16 protein-coding genes are annotated in these 18,464 nt (G+C 59.9%); 7 read left to right on the top strand and 9 right to left on the bottom strand.

Features of this window, described 5'->3' with window-relative positions; translation table 11 throughout:
- Positions 1-4: 4 nt before the first annotated feature.
- Positions 5-859: an S-formylglutathione hydrolase gene (gene fghA / locus OCT39_RS12580; RefSeq protein ID WP_263584810.1), complete on the top strand. Its 855-nt coding sequence runs from the start codon at positions 5-7 to the stop codon at positions 857-859.
- A 10-nt stretch (positions 860-869) separates the two neighbouring features.
- Positions 870-1,586, top strand: a complete 717-nt coding sequence (gene mtgA, locus OCT39_RS12575) for a monofunctional biosynthetic peptidoglycan transglycosylase (protein ID WP_263584809.1) — start codon at positions 870-872, stop codon at positions 1,584-1,586.
- On the opposite strand, the gene OCT39_RS12570 is transcribed toward mtgA, so the two are convergent.
- A complete protein-coding gene (locus OCT39_RS12570) occupies positions 1,568-2,509 on the bottom strand; it encodes a DMT family transporter (protein ID WP_263584808.1) in 942 nt (313 codons plus the stop codon). The genes mtgA and OCT39_RS12570 overlap by 19 nt on opposite strands.
- A gap of 131 nt (positions 2,510-2,640) precedes the next feature.
- Here OCT39_RS12570 and OCT39_RS12565 point away from each other — a divergent pair, with 131 nt between their 5' ends.
- The 3 genes from OCT39_RS12565 to OCT39_RS12555 all read left to right on the top strand — a co-directional run bounded on the left by OCT39_RS12565 (position 2,641) and on the right by OCT39_RS12555 (position 5,854).
- Positions 2,641-3,033, top strand: a complete 393-nt coding sequence (locus tag OCT39_RS12565; RefSeq protein ID WP_263584807.1) for a DUF4168 domain-containing protein — start codon at positions 2,641-2,643, stop codon at positions 3,031-3,033.
- A 183-nt stretch (positions 3,034-3,216) separates the two neighbouring features.
- Complete coding sequence (locus OCT39_RS12560) at positions 3,217-5,118, top strand: DUF294 nucleotidyltransferase-like domain-containing protein (RefSeq protein WP_263584806.1); 1,902 nt, start codon at positions 3,217-3,219, stop codon at positions 5,116-5,118.
- Positions 5,119-5,128: 10 nt separating this feature from the next.
- Positions 5,129-5,854 (top strand): 3'-5' exonuclease, encoded by a 726-nt coding sequence (locus tag OCT39_RS12555; protein ID WP_263584805.1) that lies wholly within the window; start codon positions 5,129-5,131, stop codon positions 5,852-5,854.
- A 109-nt stretch (positions 5,855-5,963) separates the two neighbouring features.
- Here OCT39_RS12555 and OCT39_RS12550 read toward each other — a convergent pair whose 3' ends face one another.
- The 5 genes from OCT39_RS12550 to OCT39_RS12530 form a co-directional block, all read right to left on the bottom strand.
- Positions 5,964-7,625 carry a BCCT family transporter gene (locus tag OCT39_RS12550; RefSeq protein WP_263584804.1) on the bottom strand — a complete coding sequence of 554 codons (1,662 nt, stop codon included), beginning with the start codon at positions 7,623-7,625 and terminating at the stop codon, positions 5,964-5,966.
- Between the two features lie 396 nt (positions 7,626-8,021).
- Positions 8,022-9,662, bottom strand: a complete 1,641-nt coding sequence (locus OCT39_RS12545; RefSeq protein WP_409335784.1) for a BCCT family transporter — start codon at positions 9,660-9,662, stop codon at positions 8,022-8,024.
- 173 nt (positions 9,663-9,835) lie between these two features.
- The gene (locus tag OCT39_RS12540; RefSeq protein ID WP_263584802.1) at positions 9,836-10,705 is read right to left on the bottom strand and encodes a glycine betaine ABC transporter substrate-binding protein; all 870 of its coding nucleotides are present in this window, start codon (positions 10,703-10,705) and stop codon (positions 9,836-9,838) included.
- Positions 10,706-10,869: 164 nt separating this feature from the next.
- Complete coding sequence (locus tag OCT39_RS12535) at positions 10,870-11,706, bottom strand: ABC transporter permease (protein ID WP_263584801.1); 837 nt, start codon at positions 11,704-11,706, stop codon at positions 10,870-10,872.
- On the bottom strand, positions 11,706-12,908 hold the full coding sequence (locus tag OCT39_RS12530; protein ID WP_263584800.1) for a quaternary amine ABC transporter ATP-binding protein: 1,203 nt from the start codon (positions 12,906-12,908) through the stop codon (positions 11,706-11,708). Before OCT39_RS12530 ends, OCT39_RS12535 begins: the two co-directional genes overlap by 1 nt.
- Positions 12,909-13,336: 428 nt before the next feature.
- Here OCT39_RS12530 and OCT39_RS12525 point away from each other — a divergent pair, with 428 nt between their 5' ends.
- Positions 13,337-13,792 (top strand): hypothetical protein, encoded by a 456-nt coding sequence (locus OCT39_RS12525; protein ID WP_263584799.1) that lies wholly within the window; start codon positions 13,337-13,339, stop codon positions 13,790-13,792.
- Positions 13,793-14,070: 278 nt separating this feature from the next.
- Positions 14,071-14,265, top strand: a complete 195-nt coding sequence (locus OCT39_RS12520; protein ID WP_263584798.1) for a hypothetical protein — start codon at positions 14,071-14,073, stop codon at positions 14,263-14,265.
- 78 nt (positions 14,266-14,343) lie between these two features.
- Here the strand turns inward: OCT39_RS12520 and OCT39_RS12515 are convergent, their stop codons facing one another.
- From OCT39_RS12515 to OCT39_RS12505, 3 genes are read right to left on the bottom strand one after another with little or no spacing between them, the layout of a single operon-like run.
- On the bottom strand, positions 14,344-15,741 hold the full coding sequence (locus tag OCT39_RS12515) for a sigma-54-dependent transcriptional regulator (RefSeq protein WP_263584797.1): 1,398 nt from the start codon (positions 15,739-15,741) through the stop codon (positions 14,344-14,346).
- 11 nt (positions 15,742-15,752) lie between these two features.
- Entirely contained in the window at positions 15,753-17,201 is a 1,449-nt protein-coding gene (locus OCT39_RS12510; RefSeq protein ID WP_263584796.1) for an ATP-binding protein, read from the bottom strand.
- Positions 17,202-17,261: 60 nt separating this feature from the next.
- Positions 17,262-18,428, bottom strand: a complete 1,167-nt coding sequence (locus OCT39_RS12505; protein ID WP_263584795.1) for a PQQ-dependent sugar dehydrogenase — start codon at positions 18,426-18,428, stop codon at positions 17,262-17,264.
- Positions 18,429-18,464 lie beyond the last annotated feature (36 nt).

Below are 18,464 nucleotides of genomic sequence, written 5' to 3'. Positions count from 1 at the left end.
ACTCATGAGCATGAGCGAAACCCTGGAACTTGTGTCTGCCAACAGAAGCTTCGGCGGCTGGCACAAGCGCTACCGCCACTACTCGCGGGCACTGGACTGCAATATGGTCTTCGCCGTCTACCTGCCGCCGCAGGCCGAAAACGAGCGCGTGCCGCTGGTCTGGTGGCTCTCCGGGCTCACCTGTAACGACGAAAACTTCATGCAGAAAGCCGGTGCTCACCGCGTGGCCGCCGAGCTCGGCATCGCCATCGTCTGCCCGGATACGAGCCCCCGGGAAACCGACCTGCCCGGCGAGCACGAAAGCTATGACTTCGGCTCTGGCGCTGGCTTCTACGTCAACGCCACGAAGGCACCCTGGAAAAGCCACTACCGCATGTACGATTACGTGGTCGAGGAGCTTCCGTCGGTGGTGCGACAGCACTTTCCGGTCAACGGACGCGAGTCGATCAGCGGCCACTCCATGGGCGGCCACGGCGCGCTGATTCTGGCGCTGCGCCATCCTGGCCGCTTCAGCTCGGTATCGGCCTTCTCGCCGGTGGTGAACCCAATGAACTGCCCCTGGGGCAAGAAAGCGTTCACGAACTACCTTGGCGAAGATGAATCGAGCTGGCGCCAGTACGACGCCTGCGAGCTGGTGGCCAACGGCGCCTCGCGCCAGCGCCTGTTCATCGACCAGGGTGATGCCGACCAGTTTTTGGAAGAGCAGCTCATGCCCGAGCGTCTGGAAGCCGTGTGCGAAGAGCACGATCACCCGCTCACGCTTCGTCGTCAGCCAGGCTATGATCACAGCTACTTCTTCATTGCCTCGTTCATCGAAGAGCATTTGCGCTATCATGCGCAGCATCTCATGAAACGCTAAGGATGCTGTAATGCTCAATCGCGCGCTGCGCCGCTGGCTTGAACGACTCTGGCGTATCGTCTGGCGTGGCGCTCTGGCCTTCGTGGTGCTCTCGGTCGCGCTGGTGTTGCTGTTCAAGGTGGTGCCGCCGCCGGGGTCGATGGTCATGGTCGAGCGCAAAATTCAGAGCATCATCGCCGGCGAGCCGATCACCATCACCCATCAGTGGCGCAGTTTCGATGAGCTCTCGAGCAACGCCAAGCTCGCTGTCATCGCTGCGGAGGATCAGCGCTTTCCCGAGCATCGCGGCTTCGATTTCGTCGAACTCAAGCGCGCCTGGCAGGCAAGCCAGGACGGCTCACGCCTGCGCGGGGCGAGCACCCTGAGCCAGCAAACCGCCAAGAACGTATTTCTCTGGAGCGGACGAAGCTGGCTGCGCAAGGGGCTCGAGGCCTGGTTTACGCTGTTGATCGAGACCTTCTGGAGCAAGACCCGCATTCTCGAGGTGTACTTGAACGTGGCCGAGTGGGATACCGGCGTATTCGGGCTCGAGGCTGCGGCGGATCACTACTTCGGCGCCTCGGGCAGTGCGATGACCGAGCGCCAGGCGAGCCTGTTGGCGGCGATTTTGCCCGACCCGCGCAACAGAAGCGCCGCCCGCCCGGATGCCCAGGTCGAGCGGCGCAGCCAGTGGATTCGCCGTCAGATGCGAAACCTGGGCGGGGTCGGCTATTTGGAGCGGCTTTGAGCCGGTGGCGAGCGCTGGATCACCAGCATCACCCCGACAATGGCCACGACCATACCCAAAAGGCCCAATAGCGGCAGCCGTTCGTCAAACAGCCACCACGCCTGTAGCGCCGTGACCGGCGGCACCAGGTAGAACAGACTCGCCACTTTCGACGCTTCGCCCTGACGGATCAGCGCCATTAAGAGCAGAATGGCGGCGATCGACAGCACCAGTACCAGCCAGCCTAGAGTCAGTAGAAACGTCGGCGCCAGCGTCACTTCGCGGGTTTCAAACAAAAGCGCCCCGACCCCCAGCAGCGCTCCCGCCGCCAGATACTGAATCACCGTGCCGGAAAGAAGCGCCATTTGCGTACAGAAGCGCTTTTGGTAAAGCGTGCCCAGTGAAATACCCAACAGGGCAACGAGCACACACGCCAGTGCATCAAAACCGAAACCATCAAAAAGTTGCCGGCCGGACTCTAGCTTGCTGCCCAGTACCAGTGCGATGCCGACAAGCCCCAGCGAAAGCCCCAGCCACTGCCAGTATGTGAGACGCTCGCCTAAAAAAGGGCCTGACAGAAGTGCCGTCAACAGCGGCTGAAGCCCCACCAGCAGCGCGGCAAGCCCCGACGGCATGCCCAGATAGATGCCGTAAAACACTCCGCCCAGGTACGCTCCATGCACCAAACACCCCGAAACGCCAATGTGCGCCCAAAGCGCGGTCGCGTGCGGCCAGGGTGCCTTCATGACGAAGGCCAGCGGAACCAGCAGCAACAGCGTCAGTACGAAGCGAATGAACAAAAAGGTGAAGGGCTCGGCGTAGGGTAGACCGAACTTGGCGCCAATGAAGCCGGTGCTCCAAAGCAGTACGAACACAAGCGGCATGGCCGTCAGTCCGGCGTGCGCTATTCGCGCGCGGGGCGTGGCATCGGTCGAGAAGCGCATGGCTCACCTTCAGGAATGGATGTTTTCATTTATTAACTTATTGTTACTTATAATTACACTAAAAATTGAACCTGTTGGAGCGCACTGCGTCTGAGTCACCACATACATAACGCGCAAAGAGGTTTCTTATCATGCAACGATTGACTGCCTTGTTTTCAGCTGCACTTCTTGCAACCGGTTTGATGGCAGGTACTGCTCAGGCCCAGCAGGAACAAGAGCCAGCGCAGGATTCCGCGGCCACCCAACAAGCCGCTCCGACGCAGGACTTTTCTGACGAGCAGCTACAGCAGTTCGCCGATGCTTCTCAAGAAATCGCCGTGATCTCGCAAGAGTACACACAGCGCCTGCAGGAAGCAGAAGACGAGTCCGCTCAACAGGAAGTTCGCGCTGAAGCCAACGAGCGCATGATCGAAGTGGTCGAAGGTAGCGGTCTGGACGTCGACACGTTCAACGCCATCGGCCAGTCCATCCAGCAGGATCCGGAAATGATGCAGCGCGTTCAAGAGATGGCAAGCCAGTCCTGATGAGACCGACGCCAAGCCCCGACCGGTTCAGTGTCGGGCGCGCTCTTTAAGGCGTCAAGCAGGTTCTGAGCTTAAAAAGCCCGGCGTTTTTCGCCGGGCTTTTTTGTGTGCCCCGCTTTACCGGCCAGGGATATGCCGCCAAACTTGGTGCCAAACGGGCGAGCGCTTCACCGAGGAGTCATTATGGATGTGGAACTGTGGGAAATACGCCAGCACATGGGGCAGTTTCCCCCCTTCGACGGGCTGTCCGACGAGCTTTTGGACGCGATCGCCGAAAGTGTCGAGATACGCTACTTCAAGACCGGCACCGAGGTTCTGAAACTCAACGAAGTGCTCGACGAGCTTTGCTATATCCGAAGCGGCGCAGTCGAGGTCTATCGTCGCCGGGGCGAGCTTTATAACCGCTTGGGCGAAGGCGATATCTTCGGTCATTTCAGCCTTTTGCGTAATCATCGCGTGCGTTTTCCGGCCACCGCCATCGAAGACACCCTGATGTACTTCATCCCAAAGGACATTTTTCAGCGCCTTTGTGAAGAAGACGAGGATTTTGCCGACTTCGTCGAGCTCGAGCGCCCGCGCCTTGAAAGCGTCGCGCAGCAGCAAAAAAAATCCAACGACATGATGGTCACCCGGATTCGTAAGCTGGTCACACGCTATCCGGTCATGGTGGAGTCGACCATCAGCGTTCAGGATGCGGCGATTCAGGTCGGCCAGGCCCAGGCCTCGGCGGTACTGGTGATCAACGAGGGCAGCGATAACCCGCGCTACAGTTTCAAGGACAGCGAGGGCAAGACCTGGCAGATGTGCGGCATCCTTACCGACAGCGATTTCCGCAACCGCGTGGTGGCCAAGGGCCTCTCGCCGCAAACCCAGGTGGGCGACGTGGTGTCCGATCACCTGATCACGGTTCAGTCCGACGCCTCGGTGTACGAGGCGATGCTGATCATGCTGCGCAGCAACGTCCACCATCTACCGGTGCTCTACCGCCAGCGCCCGGTCGGGGTGGTGCATCTGTCCGATATCATCCGTTACGAAACCCACAGCGGGCTCTATCTGGTGAGCAATATCTTCAACCAGTCAAGCGTTCAGGGCCTGGCGCGACTCGCCTCGGACGTGCGCGCCGCTTTCGTGCGCATGCTGCAGGAGGGCGCTAACTCGGTCATGGTGGGGAGCGCGCTGTCGACGATCGGGCGAAGCTTCACTCGGCGCCTTTTGGAGCTTGGCGAGGAGGAGCTCGGCCCGCCGCCGGTGCCGTACTGCTTCATGGTCAACGGCTCCATGGCGCGCAACGAGCAGGGCATCGTCACCGACCAGGACAACGCCCTGATCCTGTCGGACCGCTTCGACCCGGAGCAGCACGACGAGTACTTCAAGGCGCTGGCAAAGATCGTCAGCGACGGGCTGGACGCCTGCGGCTACACCTACTGCAAAGGCGATATCATGGCGACCAACCGTCAGTGGCGCCAGCCGCTGCACGTCTGGAAGGGCTACTTCGAAGAGTGGATCGCCAACCCGACGCCGGAGAAGCTGCTTCACAGCTCGATCTTTTTCGATCTGGACAGCATCTACGGCGAGGACCATTACGTGGAAACGCTGCAGGACTTGATCGCCCAGCGCGCGCCACAGGCGCCGCGCTTTCTCGCCGCCATGGCGCGAAACGCGCTCAACCGCACGCCGCCGCTCGGGTTTTTCCGCACCATCGTCATGGAGAAGGACGGCAAGCACAATAACTCCATCAACCTGAAGCGCCGCGGTACCGCGCCGATGGTGGATCTGATTCGCGTCCACGCGCTGGCCTGCGGCTCCAAGGCGCAAAACAGCTTCCAGCGCCTGAACGATATCGACAACACCCAGCTGCTCGCCTCGGGGGTGAGCGACAAGCTCAGCTACGCGCTCGAGTTTCTGCACATGTCCAGGCTTCGCCACCAGATGATCGACCTTCAGGAGGAGCGCGAACCGGACAACAACATCGAGCCGGAAAACGTCGACGACAGCGAGCGCCACACCCTCAAGGACGCCTTCCAGGTGTTGAGCAATGCGCAGAAGTTCTTGAAGTTTCGCTACCCCATTCCGGCCCAGCGCTAAGGACGTCACCATGAAAGGAATACGCCCGCGCCAGCGCGTCAATCAGGCCGACTGGAATGGCTACATGAAAAAGCGAAGCGCGGTCGCTCAGGACGACGCCCTGAAGCGCTTTTTCGACACCGAGCTTCCTGGTCCGGACACGCCCATCTCGGAAGTGCCCATGGTGGCACTGGATATGGAGACCACCGGGCTCGACGAGCGCCGCCACGCCATCGTCAGCATCGGCTTGATCCACTTCACGCTTGATCGTATCCCGCTCTCCAGCCGGCGCTACTGGGTGGTCAAGCCGCCCCGGCCCTTGAGCGAGGAGTCGGTGACGTATCACCACATCACCCACTCGGAGGTCAGCGATGCGCCGGATCTGGACGAGGTGCTCGAGCCCTTGCTCGACGAGCTGGCAGGAAGGCTCGTCGTGGTGCATTTTCGCAACATCGAGCGGCCGTTTCTGGACGCGGCGGTGAAGTCACGCCGCGGCGAAGGGGTGCTGTTTCCCATGATCGACACCATGTCGCTGGAGGCAAGGCTTCACCGTCAAACGCTCTGGTCGCGGTTTCGCCGCTGGCTGGGCCGTCCGCCGGTCTCCATTCGATTGGATGCCAGCCGTCAGCGCTACGGGCTTCCCACCTACCAGGGCCACCACGCGCTGACCGACGCGCTGGCCACCGCCGAGCTCTTTCAAGCGCAGGTCGCGCACCGCTATTCCCGCGATACGCTGCTCAAGACCTTTTGGTGTTAAAACTGGCACAAGCGCCAAGACATTCAGGCATAAAAAAACGGGCAGCCCTTTGGCTGCCCGTTGTCGTAGCGCTAGGGCTGGAACGACCCTGGATCATATTGCCTTATTATCACACCGCCTTGGGCTCGCTCATCAGTCCCTTGATGATGGCGTAGCAGGCCACCAGCAGGATGAGCGCGAAGGGGAAGCCGGTGGAGACCGCCATGGTTTGCAGCGCGGTCAAACCGCCGCCGAGCAGCAGCGCAATAGCGATCGCGCCTTCGATGATCGCCCAGAATACCCGCTGCGACGTCGGAGCATCCATTTTGCCGCCGGCGGTGATCGAGTCGATTACCAGAGAGCCCGAATCAGAAGAGGTCACGAAGAAGAAAACGACCAGCAGGATCGCCACGAAGCAGGTGATTTGCGAAAGCGGCAGCTGCTCCAGCATCAAAAACAGCTGCAGATCGACACCCGCATCGCGCACGGCGCTGATGCCCTGGTTGATGTATTGATCGATGGCTGTGCCGCCAAAGGTCGTCATCCAGAGTACCGATACCATGGATGGGATGATCAAAACGGAAATCAGGAATTCGCGAACCGTGCGGCCCCGTGAGACGCGGGCGATGAACATGCCCACGTACGGAGACCAGGAGATCCACCAGGCCCAGTAGAAGGTGGTCCAGCCCTGGCTGAAGTCGGCATCTTCACGACCAAAAGGATTGGAAAGGGCGGGGAAGTGGGCCGCGTAGCTCCACAGGTTCTCGAAAAAGCCGGTCAGGATGAACAGTGTCGGGCCAACGGCGATCACGAAGAACAAAAGCGCCGCCGCCATCACGATGTTGATTTTGGACAGAAGCTGCATGCCCTTATCGACACCGGCCGCTAGCGAAGCGATGGCCAACATCGTGATGCCCACGATCAAAAGGATCATGGTGATATCGCTTTCCGGCGCGCCGAACAGATACGATAGCCCCGCCGCGGCCTGGCTGGCACCGAGCCCCAGCGACGTTGCCAAACCAAAGAGCGAGGCGAACACTGCTAGAATATCGATCACGTGCCCGGGCCAGCCCCAAACGCGCTCGCCAAGAATGGGGTAGAACACCGAGCGGATCGAAAGCGGCAACCCCTTGTTGAACGAGAACAGCGCCAGTGAAAGGGCCACGATGGCGTAGATCGCCCAGGGATGCAGACCCCAGTGATAGATAGTGGCGGCCATGGCAAGCGACGTCGCCGCCGCCGTATCTCCCTCGGCACCGCCCAGAGGCGCCCAGCCGTCGCCATCAAAAGAGGTTCCAAAATGGGTGAGCGGCTCGTTGACTGCAAAGAACATCAAGCCGATGCCCATACCGGCGGCAAACAGCATCGAAAACCAGCCCATGTAGGTATAGTCAGGCTTTGCGTTGGTTCCCCCCAGGCGTATCTTGCCAAGCGGTGAAAAAATCAAACCAATGCATAAAATGACAAAAACATTGGCCACGGCGATAAAGAACCAGGAAAGATTGCCGGTCAGAAAGTCGAAAATGGCGTCGTAGACGGGCGCAATGGTATCCTGCAGCGCCAGCGTCAATACCACGAACAGCAGCACGATCACGGCGGAGATACTAAATACCTTACCGTGAAGGTCGAGGTTGATCCCCATCTTGTTGGTCGTGAAGTTGTCCTGACCCACGACGTAATCGGTATCGATCAAATTCGCTGCCCCTTCGGGGGCGGGTATACCGTCTGACGCCGGCTCGTCCGATGAGTGATTGGGTTCTTGCTTGTCCACGGCTACCTCTGCGCTTTGCATAAAAAAACACGCCTTGACGGCGTGTCGTGTTTGTTGCGCAGTATATTAACAATAATTATACTTTTGCGCCTCCATGAATATGGTTTGTAAAGAAATTAATTCGTAAACGCGGTGGTTACCTGACGGGCGGTACGGCTTTTCACCAGGTTCTGTCTGAAAAGTGCCTGCGCTCGACAATACGGCGTTAAAAATTGGCTCAGAATACTCATTTACTCACTGTAAACTCCGTTTCTTCGCCCATTTTTGCCTTGTCCTGTCTTCGCTCGCCGACTTTTCAGACAGAACCCAGGCCGGTCATGGACTCCCGGGCCCTGCCTGACCGCACGTTGGCGCCATTTTCACCGCACGTAAAAAAACGGGCAGCCCTGAGGCTGCCCGTTTTCGTACGGCTTGCGATTAAACCGCCTTGGGTTCGCTCATCAAACCCTTGATGATGGCGTAGCACGACACCAGCAGGATAAACGCGAAGGGCAGGCCGGTAGAGACCGCCATGGTTTGCAGCGCCGTCAGGCCACCGCCGAGCAGCAGCGCGATGGCGATCGCACCCTCGATGGAGGCCCAGAACACACGCTGGGGGATCGGCGAGTCGACCTTGCCGCCAGCGGTGATCGAATCGATGACCAGCGAACCGGAGTCCGATGAGGTCACGAAGAACACGATGACCAGCACGATGGCGATGAAGGAGGTGATATCCGACAGCGGCAGCTGTTCCAACATCAAGAAGAGCTGCAGGTCGACGCCGGCGTCGCGCACCGTTTCGATCCCTTGGCTTACGTACTGATCGATCGCAGTACCCCCGAAGGTGGTCATCCAGAGAACCGAGACGACGGACGGGACGATCAATACCGAGATCAGGAATTCACGCACCGTGCGGCCGCGCGATACGCGGGCGATGAACATGCCGACGTACGGAGACCAGGAGATCCACCAGGCCCAGTAGAAGGCAGTCCAGCCATGAGTGAAGCCAACGTCTTCACGGCCGAAGGGGTTGGAGAGCGCCGGCAAATTGACGACGTAGTTGAACAGGTTCTCGAAGAAGCCAGTGGCGATGAACAGCGTCGGGCCAACGGCGATCACGAAGAACAAAAGCCCGGCGGCCAGGGCGATGTTGATCTTGGACAGCAGCTGAACGCCCTTATCCACGCCAGCCACGATCGAGCAGATCGCCACGCAGGTGATACCCACGATCAAAAGAATCATGGTGATGTCGCTTTCCGGCGCGCCGAAAAGATAGGTGAGGCCCGCGGCGGCCTGAGTGGCACCCAAGCCCAGCGAGGTGGCGAGACCGAAAAGCGTAGCGAATACCGCCAGAATATCGATGCAGTGGCCCGGCCAGCCCCACACGCGCTCGCCCAGAATCGGATAGAACACCGAGCGCATGGAGAGCGGTAGGCCCTTGTTGAAGGCAAAAAGCGCAAGCGACAGTGCAACGACGGCATAGATCGCCCACGGGTGCAGGCCCCAGTGGAAGATGGTCGCGGCCATGGCCAGCGCCGTCGCGCCCGCAGCGTCACCTTCGGCACCGGAAAGCGGTGCACCGCTGCCGCCCTCGATGGAGGTACCGAAGTGGGTCAGCGGCTCGCTGACGCCAAAGAACATCAGGCCAATGCCCATGCCCGCGGCGAACAGCATCGAAAACCAGCCCATGTAGGTAAAATCCGGTTTGGCGTTGGCACCGCCAATGCGAATTTTACCTAACGGCGAGACGATCAGGCCCAGGCACAGGATGACGAAAACGTTGGCGGTAAGAATGAAGAACCAGGACAGATTGCCGGTCAAAAAGCCAAAGATGGCATCGTAGATGAACGAAATATTGTCCTGAAGCGCCAGCGTCAACACGACGAACAGCGTCACGACGATAGACGAAATGGTAAAGACTTTACCGTGGAGGTCGAGCCTCAAGCCCATTTTTTCGGCGGTGAAATTGTCCTGACCGATAACGTAATCGGTATCGATGAGGTTCGCTGGCCCGTCCGGGGAGGGGATACCCTCACCGACCGGCTCTTCCTTGGGCTGATTGGGTTTTTCGTTTTCCACTCGATCTTTCTCCATGTTGAATCGAATTCGCTAGGTGTACGACCAAAGGGATGCCGGGTAAAACGAGGTCGCGAAGCGCCTGCCCGTCAGTTGTATAAGAAACACCCCTCTTGTACAAACTGTTTGTACAAGCCTTTTGTTAACCCGGCGCTTGGGCCGGGCCACGGTCGCGATTACGAATCGAGCCACTGCTCGACAACGTCCTGGTTCTCTTCGACCCACTGCTTGGCGTTTTCATAGGGGTCGCTGCCGTCTTCCTGGTTCATGAGCATGACTTCGCCCATCTGCTCCGGGGTCCACTCGAAGGCGTCCAGAATGGCGTAGGCGCCGGGCATGTCGTCCTCGAAGCCGTTGCGAACCACGGTATGGATCTGCTCGGCGCCGCCGAACACGCCTTCCGGGTCGTCCAGGTACTTGAGGTCCCAACGTGCGAACATCCAGTGCGGTGTCCAGCTGGTCACGACGATGTCTTCTTCATTGTTGATGGCGTTATCCAGCGCCGCCACCATGGTCGCGTCGCTACCGCTGCGCAGGCGAAGATCAAGATCATAGGTATCGACGGCTTCCTCTGCCAGCCCCATCAGGCCGGCACCGGGGTCGATGCCGATGATCTCGTCGTCGAACAGCTCGGCGTTGTCGTTGAGCTCATCGATCGAGTTCACCTCGGTGTATTCGGGAACGACCAGACCAAGCTTGGTACCGTCCAGATTTGGGCCCAGGTCCTCGACGTCGCCGCCAATGCGCTCCATGTAGTCGGCGTGGGTGGTGGGAAGCCAGGCCGCGACGATCGCGTCGGCATCGCCGGTCGAAAGTGCCTGGAACATGGCCGCTGCGGAGAGCGAGGTCATGTTCACCTCATAGCCTTGCTGCTCGAGCACGGCGGCGATCACGTTGGTGGAGGCGACCTCGGAGGACCATTCGACGTAGGCCAGGTTGACCGTGCCTTGCTCCTGGGCCTGAGCAAAGCCGCCGGCGAGCAGGGCGCTGCCAGTCATGAGCCCGAGCGTGGCAAGACGAACAGAACGATTGATGCGTGTTTTCATGCTGTTTCCCTTTTTTGAATGTGTAACACTTTTATAAAAGGCAAAAAAAGCCTTCATCTTATGAGAAGCCAAACCGCGCGAGAGCGCTGGTTTTGGCTTCCCAAGCATGGTGGCTTATAGCGTGGGCTTCAAGTTTTGCGCGCCCGCGCGATAAGGCCATGGCCTCATTGACGCTTTGATTTACGTAGCGCCTGAGTCAAACGGTCGAGCAGCATGGCCAGAATGACGACCGCGATACCGGCCTCGAAACCATCGCCCGGGCGCAGGCGCTGAATGGCACGCCACACTTCGCTGCCAAGCCCGTCAGCGCCGATCATCGCGGCGATCACCACCATCGACAGCGCCAGCATGATGGTCTGGTTGATACCGGCCATCACCGTGGGCAGCGAAAGTGGCAGCTGCACCTTGAAGAGTTTTTGACTGCGCGTGGCGCCGTAGGCATCGGCGGCCTCGATCAAATCCGTCGGGACCTGGCGAATGCCGAGCGTCGTGAAGCGTATGGCCGGCGGCATGGAGAAGATCACGGTAGCGAAAATCGCCGATACCGCGCCGATACCGAAAAATGGAATCGCTGGAATCAGGTAGACGAACGCCGGCATGGTCTGCATGAAATCCAGAATCGGCATGATCACCTTGTAAAGTCGGTCGGAAAGTGCCGCCAGGATGCCGATGGGAAGCGCGATGACGACCGCCACGAGCGTGGCGATCACCACCAGCGTCAGCGTTTCGATCATCGGATTCCACAGATCCATGTTCCAGATTAGCGCCAGACCCGCTACCGCGCCGATCGCCAAACGCGGGCTCGCCAGCCGCCAGCAGAGCAGGGCGATGAGCGCCATCAGCGCCCACTCGGGTAGCCACATCAGGGCGTCGTTCAGGCTACTGATACCGGTTTGAGTCACGCGTGAAATCGCGCGGGTGACGACCGAGTACTCGCTGGTCAGCCAGCGCAGTGCGGTTTCGATCCAATTGCCCAGGGGAATACGGGGAAGGTTGTCCATTACTGATCTCCTGCTCGTGCCAGTTCATCCAGTACTGCGCCCTTGACGACAACGCCCAGAAGGCGCTTCTCCTCGTCGACCACGGCGACTGGAAAGCCTTTTTCGCTAAACATGGCGAACAGGTGCTGCAGGGGCTCCTGTGGGGTGACCAGACGGAAATCCTGGGTGAGGTAGGCATCCAGCGTTTCGTCACCGGCTTCGATGGCCTGACTGGCGGCGTCCGCCTCCAACAGCCCCTTGAGGCGGCGGTCGCGGTCGGTCACGTAGATGGAGTCGATGCTGTAATCGCGCATGCGGCGAAGTGCTACGCGCGGGCCGTCGGTGTCACGAATGCTGGTGCGCACCGGGCGCATGGCGCTCTCGGCGGTCAAAATACGCGAGCGGTCCACCCCTTCGATGAAGCGGCGCACGTAGTCGTCGGCGGGCTTGGTGAGAATTTCTTCCGGTGTACCGATCTGGACCACTTCGCCATCTTTTAAGAGCACGATGCGATCACCGATCGACAGCGCCTCGTCCAGATCGTGGGTGATGAACACGGTGGTTTTCTGCATGCGCGTTTGAAGCTGCAAAAGCTCCTGCTGCATCTCCTTGCGGATCAACGGGTCGAGCGCGGAGAACGCCTCGTCCATCAGCAGGACGCTGGCATCGTTGGCCAGCGCCCGCGCTAGCCCCACGCGTTGCTGCATACCGCCGGAAAGCTGGTGGGGATAGGCATCTTCCCAACCGCCCAGCCCCACTTGCTGCAACGAGTTGTAGCCAAGCTCGCGGCGCTCGGCCTTGTCGACGCCGCGAATCTCGAGGCCAAATTCAGCGTTTTGCTGAACGGTGCGGTGGGGAAAAAGCGCAAAGTTCTGAAACACCATGGAGAAATGGCGACGACGACACTCAAGAAGCTTCTTCTCGCCGAGCGACGGAATATTCTCGTTGTCGATGACAATCTCGCCTTCGGTGGAGTCGATCAGGCGATTCAAACAGCGAATCAGGGTGGACTTGCCGGAGCCCGAAAGCCCCATGATGACCAAAAGTTCACCTTCATAAACGTCGAAGGTGATGTTGGAAAGGCCCAACGTTTGTCCGGTCTGCTCGAGTATCTCCGGGCGTTTGAGGCCCTGGTCGCGTAGCTCGAGTGCTTTTTTTGGCTGTTTCCCAAATACCTTGCTTAAATTACGAACCTTGATTTTGACAGGACGTGTTTCATCCATTAATCGAACCTTTTTATGGAGTGATTTATCGTTGGCTATCTCTCTAACGCGCAGGCTTTGAAGACAGGAGCCTGCCACGGTTTCCCGGAGATCATAAAAGTAAATTAACGATTACCAGCTGTATTATTAAAAATTATTATACATAAGTCGCATCGGTGTGTCACAACGCCCGGTCGACACGGTGAACTAACGCTACATGTGTCATTTTGTGCCTGCCTCCCATTAGCATAGATTAATCCAAAAGGTCGGGGTAATTTTTTATAAATTATTGATTTTTTTATAAAAATTAAAATTCGGTGCTGCAGTGGCACGACTTGTGTAACTCCACTTTCAACGACACGCGTTGAAGATTCAGGGTCGAAGGATTCGATGCAATTGCCAAGAATGGCAGCCTGACTAGCTCGCTGGATTCAATGGAGGCAGGCTTTATGGATAAACGTTTTATGGAAAAACAAGGCAAACCGATGTTCAAACGCAAATCGCTCGTTGCCCTTGGCATGCTGCTGACTGCCAGCACATTGACGCTTGCCGGTTGCGGCGGCGACGATGAAGATGAGATGCCGCCGGCTCAGCAGCCCGAGACCATGGAGCAGGGTGGGACCGCGAACGACCCGGCCATGAACGAAGAGCCCGGTATGGCCAATGACCCGGCCATGAGTAACGACTCGGCAATGGCTGACGACCCGGCAATGGCCGACGACCCGGCGATGAGCGACCCGGGCCTTGAAAGTAACGCCACGACCTCGCAGGAGCCGATGCCCAGTAGCGAAGGCGCCATGGACGATCAGGACCCGGAAGAGAATCCCGGTTTTGGTGACGGTACCGAGCCGATGCCGGGCTCTGCACCGGGCGACGGCGAACGCGACGACGAAACTACACAGTAAATCGACTTAGTAGATCGACCCGGTGAACAGACCGGGTTAGATGACCGCTCCCTACGGTAATGAATCGAGCGGGCTGTCCGTTCCCTGCGGCTGCGCTCAATGCTTCATTACCATTACCCCCGCGCCTGCGGGGGTTTTTTTGTACTCATGGGAGGAGAAAGGGGTTTGAAACGTTTGCGGCACTGGCAAAAACCAGACGTCAGCGCTAGGTTTAAGAGGCTCTGTACGGGCAGATCGCTTCAAGGAACGCGACTTCACAAGGTCAAGGAGAAAGACACATGGCACAACAACGTGGCGACCGTTTTAAAGCGCTGCTGTTAAGCGCTCTGCTGGCCTTTGGTGCGCTCGGCCTTACCGGCTGTGGCGAACCCGACGCGCCCAACCCGGACGCCGAGCCCGAGGAGCAGCAGCCCATGGGCACGGGCCCGATGTCCAACGACGATGCCGGCGAAACGCCGAGTGACGGCGTCTAATCGAACACGGGCGGTTTTGATCTCCCAATGGCCAGACAGCCGCGACTGTCTGGCCATTTTTTGGCCATCAACGCATGACTAGCTGTCATCCTCGAGACGGCGGTAGAGCGTGCGGCGGGCGATACCCAGCACTTCGGCAGTGCGCCGCTTGTTGCCGCCGGTCGCCTCGAGCACCTTGCGGATATAGCGCTTTTCGACCTCCTCAAGGCTTGGCCAGCGGGCGGGCGCCGGGGCGGGTGTCTGGGTGCCCGACAGCACTTCACCCCTGAGCGTTGGGGTAAACTCGGCGTCCGACTGAGCACTGACGTGATCGCGAAGCCGCTCCGGCAGATCGCCATGCTGTAACACGCCCTCTTCACTGAGGGTGACGGCGCGCATGATCGCGTTTTCGAGTTCACGTACGTTGCCCGGGTAGGAGTAGCTCAACAGCGTATTGAGCGCCTCGGGCTCGATCTGTTCGATCTGCTTGCCCTGAGCGTCGGCGTGCTTGTCGATCAGCGCAAATACCAGATGCTCGATGTCGCTGCCGCGCTCGCGAAGCGGCGGAATGCGCAGTGAAAAGGTCTCCAGACGATAGAACAGGTCGCTTCTGAAATTCTGCGCCTCAATCTCCTTGTCCAGATCGCGGTGGGTCGCGGCGATGATGCGCACATCCACCGGCTCTTCGCGCTCGCCGCCTACCGGGCGAATCGTTTTCTCCTGCAGCGCGCGCAAAAGCTTGGCCTGCAGGTTGATCGGCATTTCGCCGATTTCGTCGAGAAACAGACTGCCGCCCTGGGCGCTTTGAAAAAGCCCCTTACGCGCTTCGTTGGCACCGGTGAAGGCGCCCTTTATGTGGCCAAAGAATTCGCTCTCCATCAGGTCGGCGGGAATGCTGGCGCAGTTGACCGGCACGAAGGGCGCATCATGGCGCGGGCTTTCCTGGTGAATGGCGCGGGCCAAAAGCTCCTTGCCGGTGCCGCTTTCGCCCAGAATGAGGATCGGCGCGCTGCTTTTGGCAAGCCTGGAGGCGTCGTGGAAAAGCCCCTGCATGGTCGGGCTTTTGCCCACGATGCCGTGAAAGTGGGTAAGCTCGGCATCGTGAGAAAGCGCCAGGCGTTGGCGCTCCAGCACGCGAAAGACCGCCTCGCGAATGGCGTCCAGATCCAGCGGCTTGGTGAGAAAGTCATTGGCGCCGAGCTTGAGCGCCTCGACCGCCTGGTCGATGGTGCCAAAGGCGGTAATCACGATGATGCCAAGCTCCGAGCCGCTTTGGCGAAGTTGTTGCAATAGCTCAATACCGGACATGCCCGGCAAGCGCACGTCGGTGATCATCATCGCCACCGGCGTGTGGCTCAAAAGCGCCACGGCCTCTTCGGCGCTCGGTACGCCAAGCGTGGTGTAGCCGGCGTCATTGAGCTCCTCTTCGAGCAGTTCGCGAATGGCGGGGTCGTCCTCGACGACCAGAAGCGGTAAAGCGTGTTCCTGTTCGGTCACAAACGTTTTCCTCAAGCGGATGCGGTGTCTTCACTCAAGGGGAGGGTGATTTCAAATCCTGCTCCCCCGAGGGCGCTGTCGAACACGCCAATCGTCCCGCCGTGATCATTGATAATGCGGTGTACCATCGAAAGCCCCAGCCCGCTACCCTGGCCCACGGGCTTGGTGGTAAAAAACGGATCGAACACCTGCTGATGGTGCGATACCGGAATGCCCGGGCCGTCGTCCTCGACCCAAAGCGTCATTTCACGGCTGTTCTCCTGCGCGCGAACCCGGATAAGGCTAACCTCCGGCGCCTGGGCGGCGTTACGCAGCAGATTGGTCAGCACCTGCACGACCTGCTGGCCGTCGACCATGACCCAAAGCGGTGGAGTAGGAAGTTTGACGTCCAGCCGGATGCCGCGGGGCTCCAACTCCTCTTCCACCAGCTGGCTTGCGCTGGTGATAAGGTGATCGAGCGACTGCTTCTCTTTCTCCACGTTGTGTTGTCGGCCAAGCTCCATGAGCTGGCGCACGATCTCGACGATGCGCTCGACCTCGCCGCGAATACGCCCGAGCCGGGCGCGCTCGTCGTCGCCGATGACGTCGCGCCGCGCCAGGCGCTGGGCCTGGCCGTTGATGACGGTCAGCGGCGCGCCGATCTCATGGGCGACCCCGGCGGCCAGCACGCCAAGCTCGGCGAGTTTTTTGGATTTACGCAGGCGCTTTTCGAGTTCGATTTCGCGCTCCCGGCGGGCATCGATGTCGCGGTCCTTCTCGGCCATGGCGTCGAGCATGCCGTTGAGCCCGGAGGCCAGCCGGCGATACTCTGCTGGCCCTTCGACGCTTGCGCGCTGACGCCGGTCGCCATCCTCGACCAGCAGCATGACGCGCAGAAGCTGGTTCAATGGCCGCTCGATGTAGCGACGAAACCCCCACCAGATACTGAGTACGATACCGCCGGCGCCGATGATGAATACCAGCACCGCCACGATACTGATAAACCCCGTGTAGTTCTCGATGCCGGTGTTGAGTCGGTTGACCTGCAGCACGCCGTAGACGGTGCCGTCCTGGGTGCGCAGTGGAATCAGCGCCGAGTAGTAGGTCCAGCCGTCGTGCTGGCGGTAGTTGCTGTAAAGATCGTCCCGCGAGATCACGCTTTGAATCTCGTCCGGGGTGAAAAGATTCTTGCCAAGGCCCAGCCCGTAGATCTCCCGGCCCTGCACATCGAACACGTAGGCGCCGTAGATCCGGTGAAACGAGAACGCCGACTGCAGCGCCTCTTCCAGCGGCGCGGCGCTTTCGCGGGCGACGGCGTAGCTCAGCGAGGTGCTCAGCGCCCGGGTAATGATTTCGACCTCGGTTTGAAGCTTCGAGCGCACGTTGTCCTCGAGCGCCTTGATCGCCACGAAGCTGAACACCACCAGCGCCACGAACAGCGGCACGATGACCGTCAGAATCATTAAATTGCGTAAGCGCATCGCGTGTCCGTCGCCGCCAGGGGGTTATAAAAAGCCGTTAAAAAGTCATTCAAGCGTCAGTCAGTCGGTCGGCAGCAAGCGATAAAGCCCGCCCTGGTCGCTGTCGGTCAAAAGGTAAATGCCGCCGTCCGGGCCCTGGCGTACGTCGCGAATGCGCCCGACTTCACCTTCGAGCACCACTTCGCTCTCAACGGCGCGGCCGCTTTCGATCACGAAGCGCTCGAGCTTTTCGCTGGAAAGGCCGCCGGCCAGCAGATTGCCCTGCCAGGCGGTAAAGCGCTCGCTGTTCACCTCGGCAAGCCCGGACGGCGCAAAGCGGCCCTCGAGGGCGACGGCCGGGCCGGTCATGCCCGGTTTTGAGTCGACGCCCAGCGGCTCGTTGGTGGCGTAATCGTTGCCCAGCGTGACCTCCGGCCAGCCATAGTTTTCGCCGGGCTGGATCAAGTTCAGCTCGTCGCCGGTGCGCGGGCCGTGCTCGGATACCCAAAGCTCGCCGTTGTCGCGAACGGTCATGCCCTGGATGTTGCGATTGCCCAGCGTATAGATTTCATCGAGCGTGGCGCCGTCATCGACGAACGGGTTGTCTGCCGGTACGCCGCCGGTCTCGGTCAGGCGCAGGGTAGAGCCGGCGTGGTCGTCGCGGGCCTGGGCACGGGTTGGGTCGGAGCCGCGATCGCCGACGCTCATGACCAGCGTGCCGTCGTCCAAAAACGCCAGCCGCGAGCCGTAGTGACGCCCGGGGCCCGAGGCCCGGTCCTGCTCGAACAGGTGCTCGAGCTCGCCCAGACCGTCGCCTTCCCAGCGCACCCGCGAAAGCGCCGTGCGCGTGCCGTTTTGATCCGGTTTACTCCAGGTGAAGTAGATCCAGTCGTGCTCGCCGTCACCAAACGCCGGATGGAGCACTACATCCAGAAGCCCGCCCTGGCCCTGGGTGCTGACCTCGGGCATGCCCTCGAGCGCCTCGATATGACCCTGATCATCCACCAGATTGAGCGCGCCGCTTCGTTCGCTCACCAGATACCGCCCGTCGGGTAGAAACGCGACCGCCCAGGGGCGAGTCAGGCCATCGGCTACGCGCTCGATCGAGAACGTGACGGCGTCGGTTGCAACGGCTTCATGGGTCATTTCGGCTTGGGCGCTACCGGCGCCGGTTAAAAGCACAAGCCCACCCAGAACGCCAAAGGCGCGGCGAAGGGGCGAGGACAACGGGGCAGCGGGGTAGAACATGAGAGCTCTCCGACCAGGGTTTGACGTCGATCCAGC

This window comes from Halomonas sp. GD1P12 (genome assembly GCF_025725645.1).
Lineage (GTDB): Bacteria > Pseudomonadota > Gammaproteobacteria > Pseudomonadales > Halomonadaceae > Vreelandella.
This window is presented reverse-complemented; position numbering and strand designations above follow the sequence as displayed.

What these genes read in the sequence shown, in the direction of transcription:
- fghA (WP_263584810.1), top strand. Translation starts at nt 5, where the DNA reads ATGAGCATGAGCGAAACCCTGGAACTTGTGTCTGCCAACAGAAGCTTC.
- mtgA (WP_263584809.1), top strand. Translation starts at nt 870, where the DNA reads ATGCTCAATCGCGCGCTGCGCCGCTGGCTTGAACGACTCTGGCGTATC.
- OCT39_RS12570 (WP_263584808.1), bottom strand. Translation starts at nt 2,509, where the DNA reads ATGCGCTTCTCGACCGATGCCACGCCCCGCGCGCGAATAGCGCACGCC.
- OCT39_RS12565 (WP_263584807.1), top strand. Translation starts at nt 2,641, where the DNA reads ATGCAACGATTGACTGCCTTGTTTTCAGCTGCACTTCTTGCAACCGGT.
- OCT39_RS12560 (WP_263584806.1), top strand. Translation starts at nt 3,217, where the DNA reads ATGGATGTGGAACTGTGGGAAATACGCCAGCACATGGGGCAGTTTCCC.
- OCT39_RS12555 (WP_263584805.1), top strand. Translation starts at nt 5,129, where the DNA reads ATGAAAGGAATACGCCCGCGCCAGCGCGTCAATCAGGCCGACTGGAAT.
- OCT39_RS12550 (WP_263584804.1), bottom strand. Translation starts at nt 7,625, where the DNA reads ATGCAAAGCGCAGAGGTAGCCGTGGACAAGCAAGAACCCAATCACTCA.
- OCT39_RS12540 (WP_263584802.1), bottom strand. Translation starts at nt 10,705, where the DNA reads ATGAAAACACGCATCAATCGTTCTGTTCGTCTTGCCACGCTCGGGCTC.
- OCT39_RS12535 (WP_263584801.1), bottom strand. Translation starts at nt 11,706, where the DNA reads ATGGACAACCTTCCCCGTATTCCCCTGGGCAATTGGATCGAAACCGCA.
- OCT39_RS12530 (WP_263584800.1), bottom strand. Translation starts at nt 12,908, where the DNA reads ATGGATGAAACACGTCCTGTCAAAATCAAGGTTCGTAATTTAAGCAAG.
- OCT39_RS12525 (WP_263584799.1), top strand. Translation starts at nt 13,337, where the DNA reads ATGGATAAACGTTTTATGGAAAAACAAGGCAAACCGATGTTCAAACGC.
- OCT39_RS12520 (WP_263584798.1), top strand. Translation starts at nt 14,071, where the DNA reads ATGGCACAACAACGTGGCGACCGTTTTAAAGCGCTGCTGTTAAGCGCT.
- OCT39_RS12510 (WP_263584796.1), bottom strand. Translation starts at nt 17,201, where the DNA reads ATGCGCTTACGCAATTTAATGATTCTGACGGTCATCGTGCCGCTGTTC.
- OCT39_RS12505 (WP_263584795.1), bottom strand. Translation starts at nt 18,428, where the DNA reads ATGTTCTACCCCGCTGCCCCGTTGTCCTCGCCCCTTCGCCGCGCCTTT.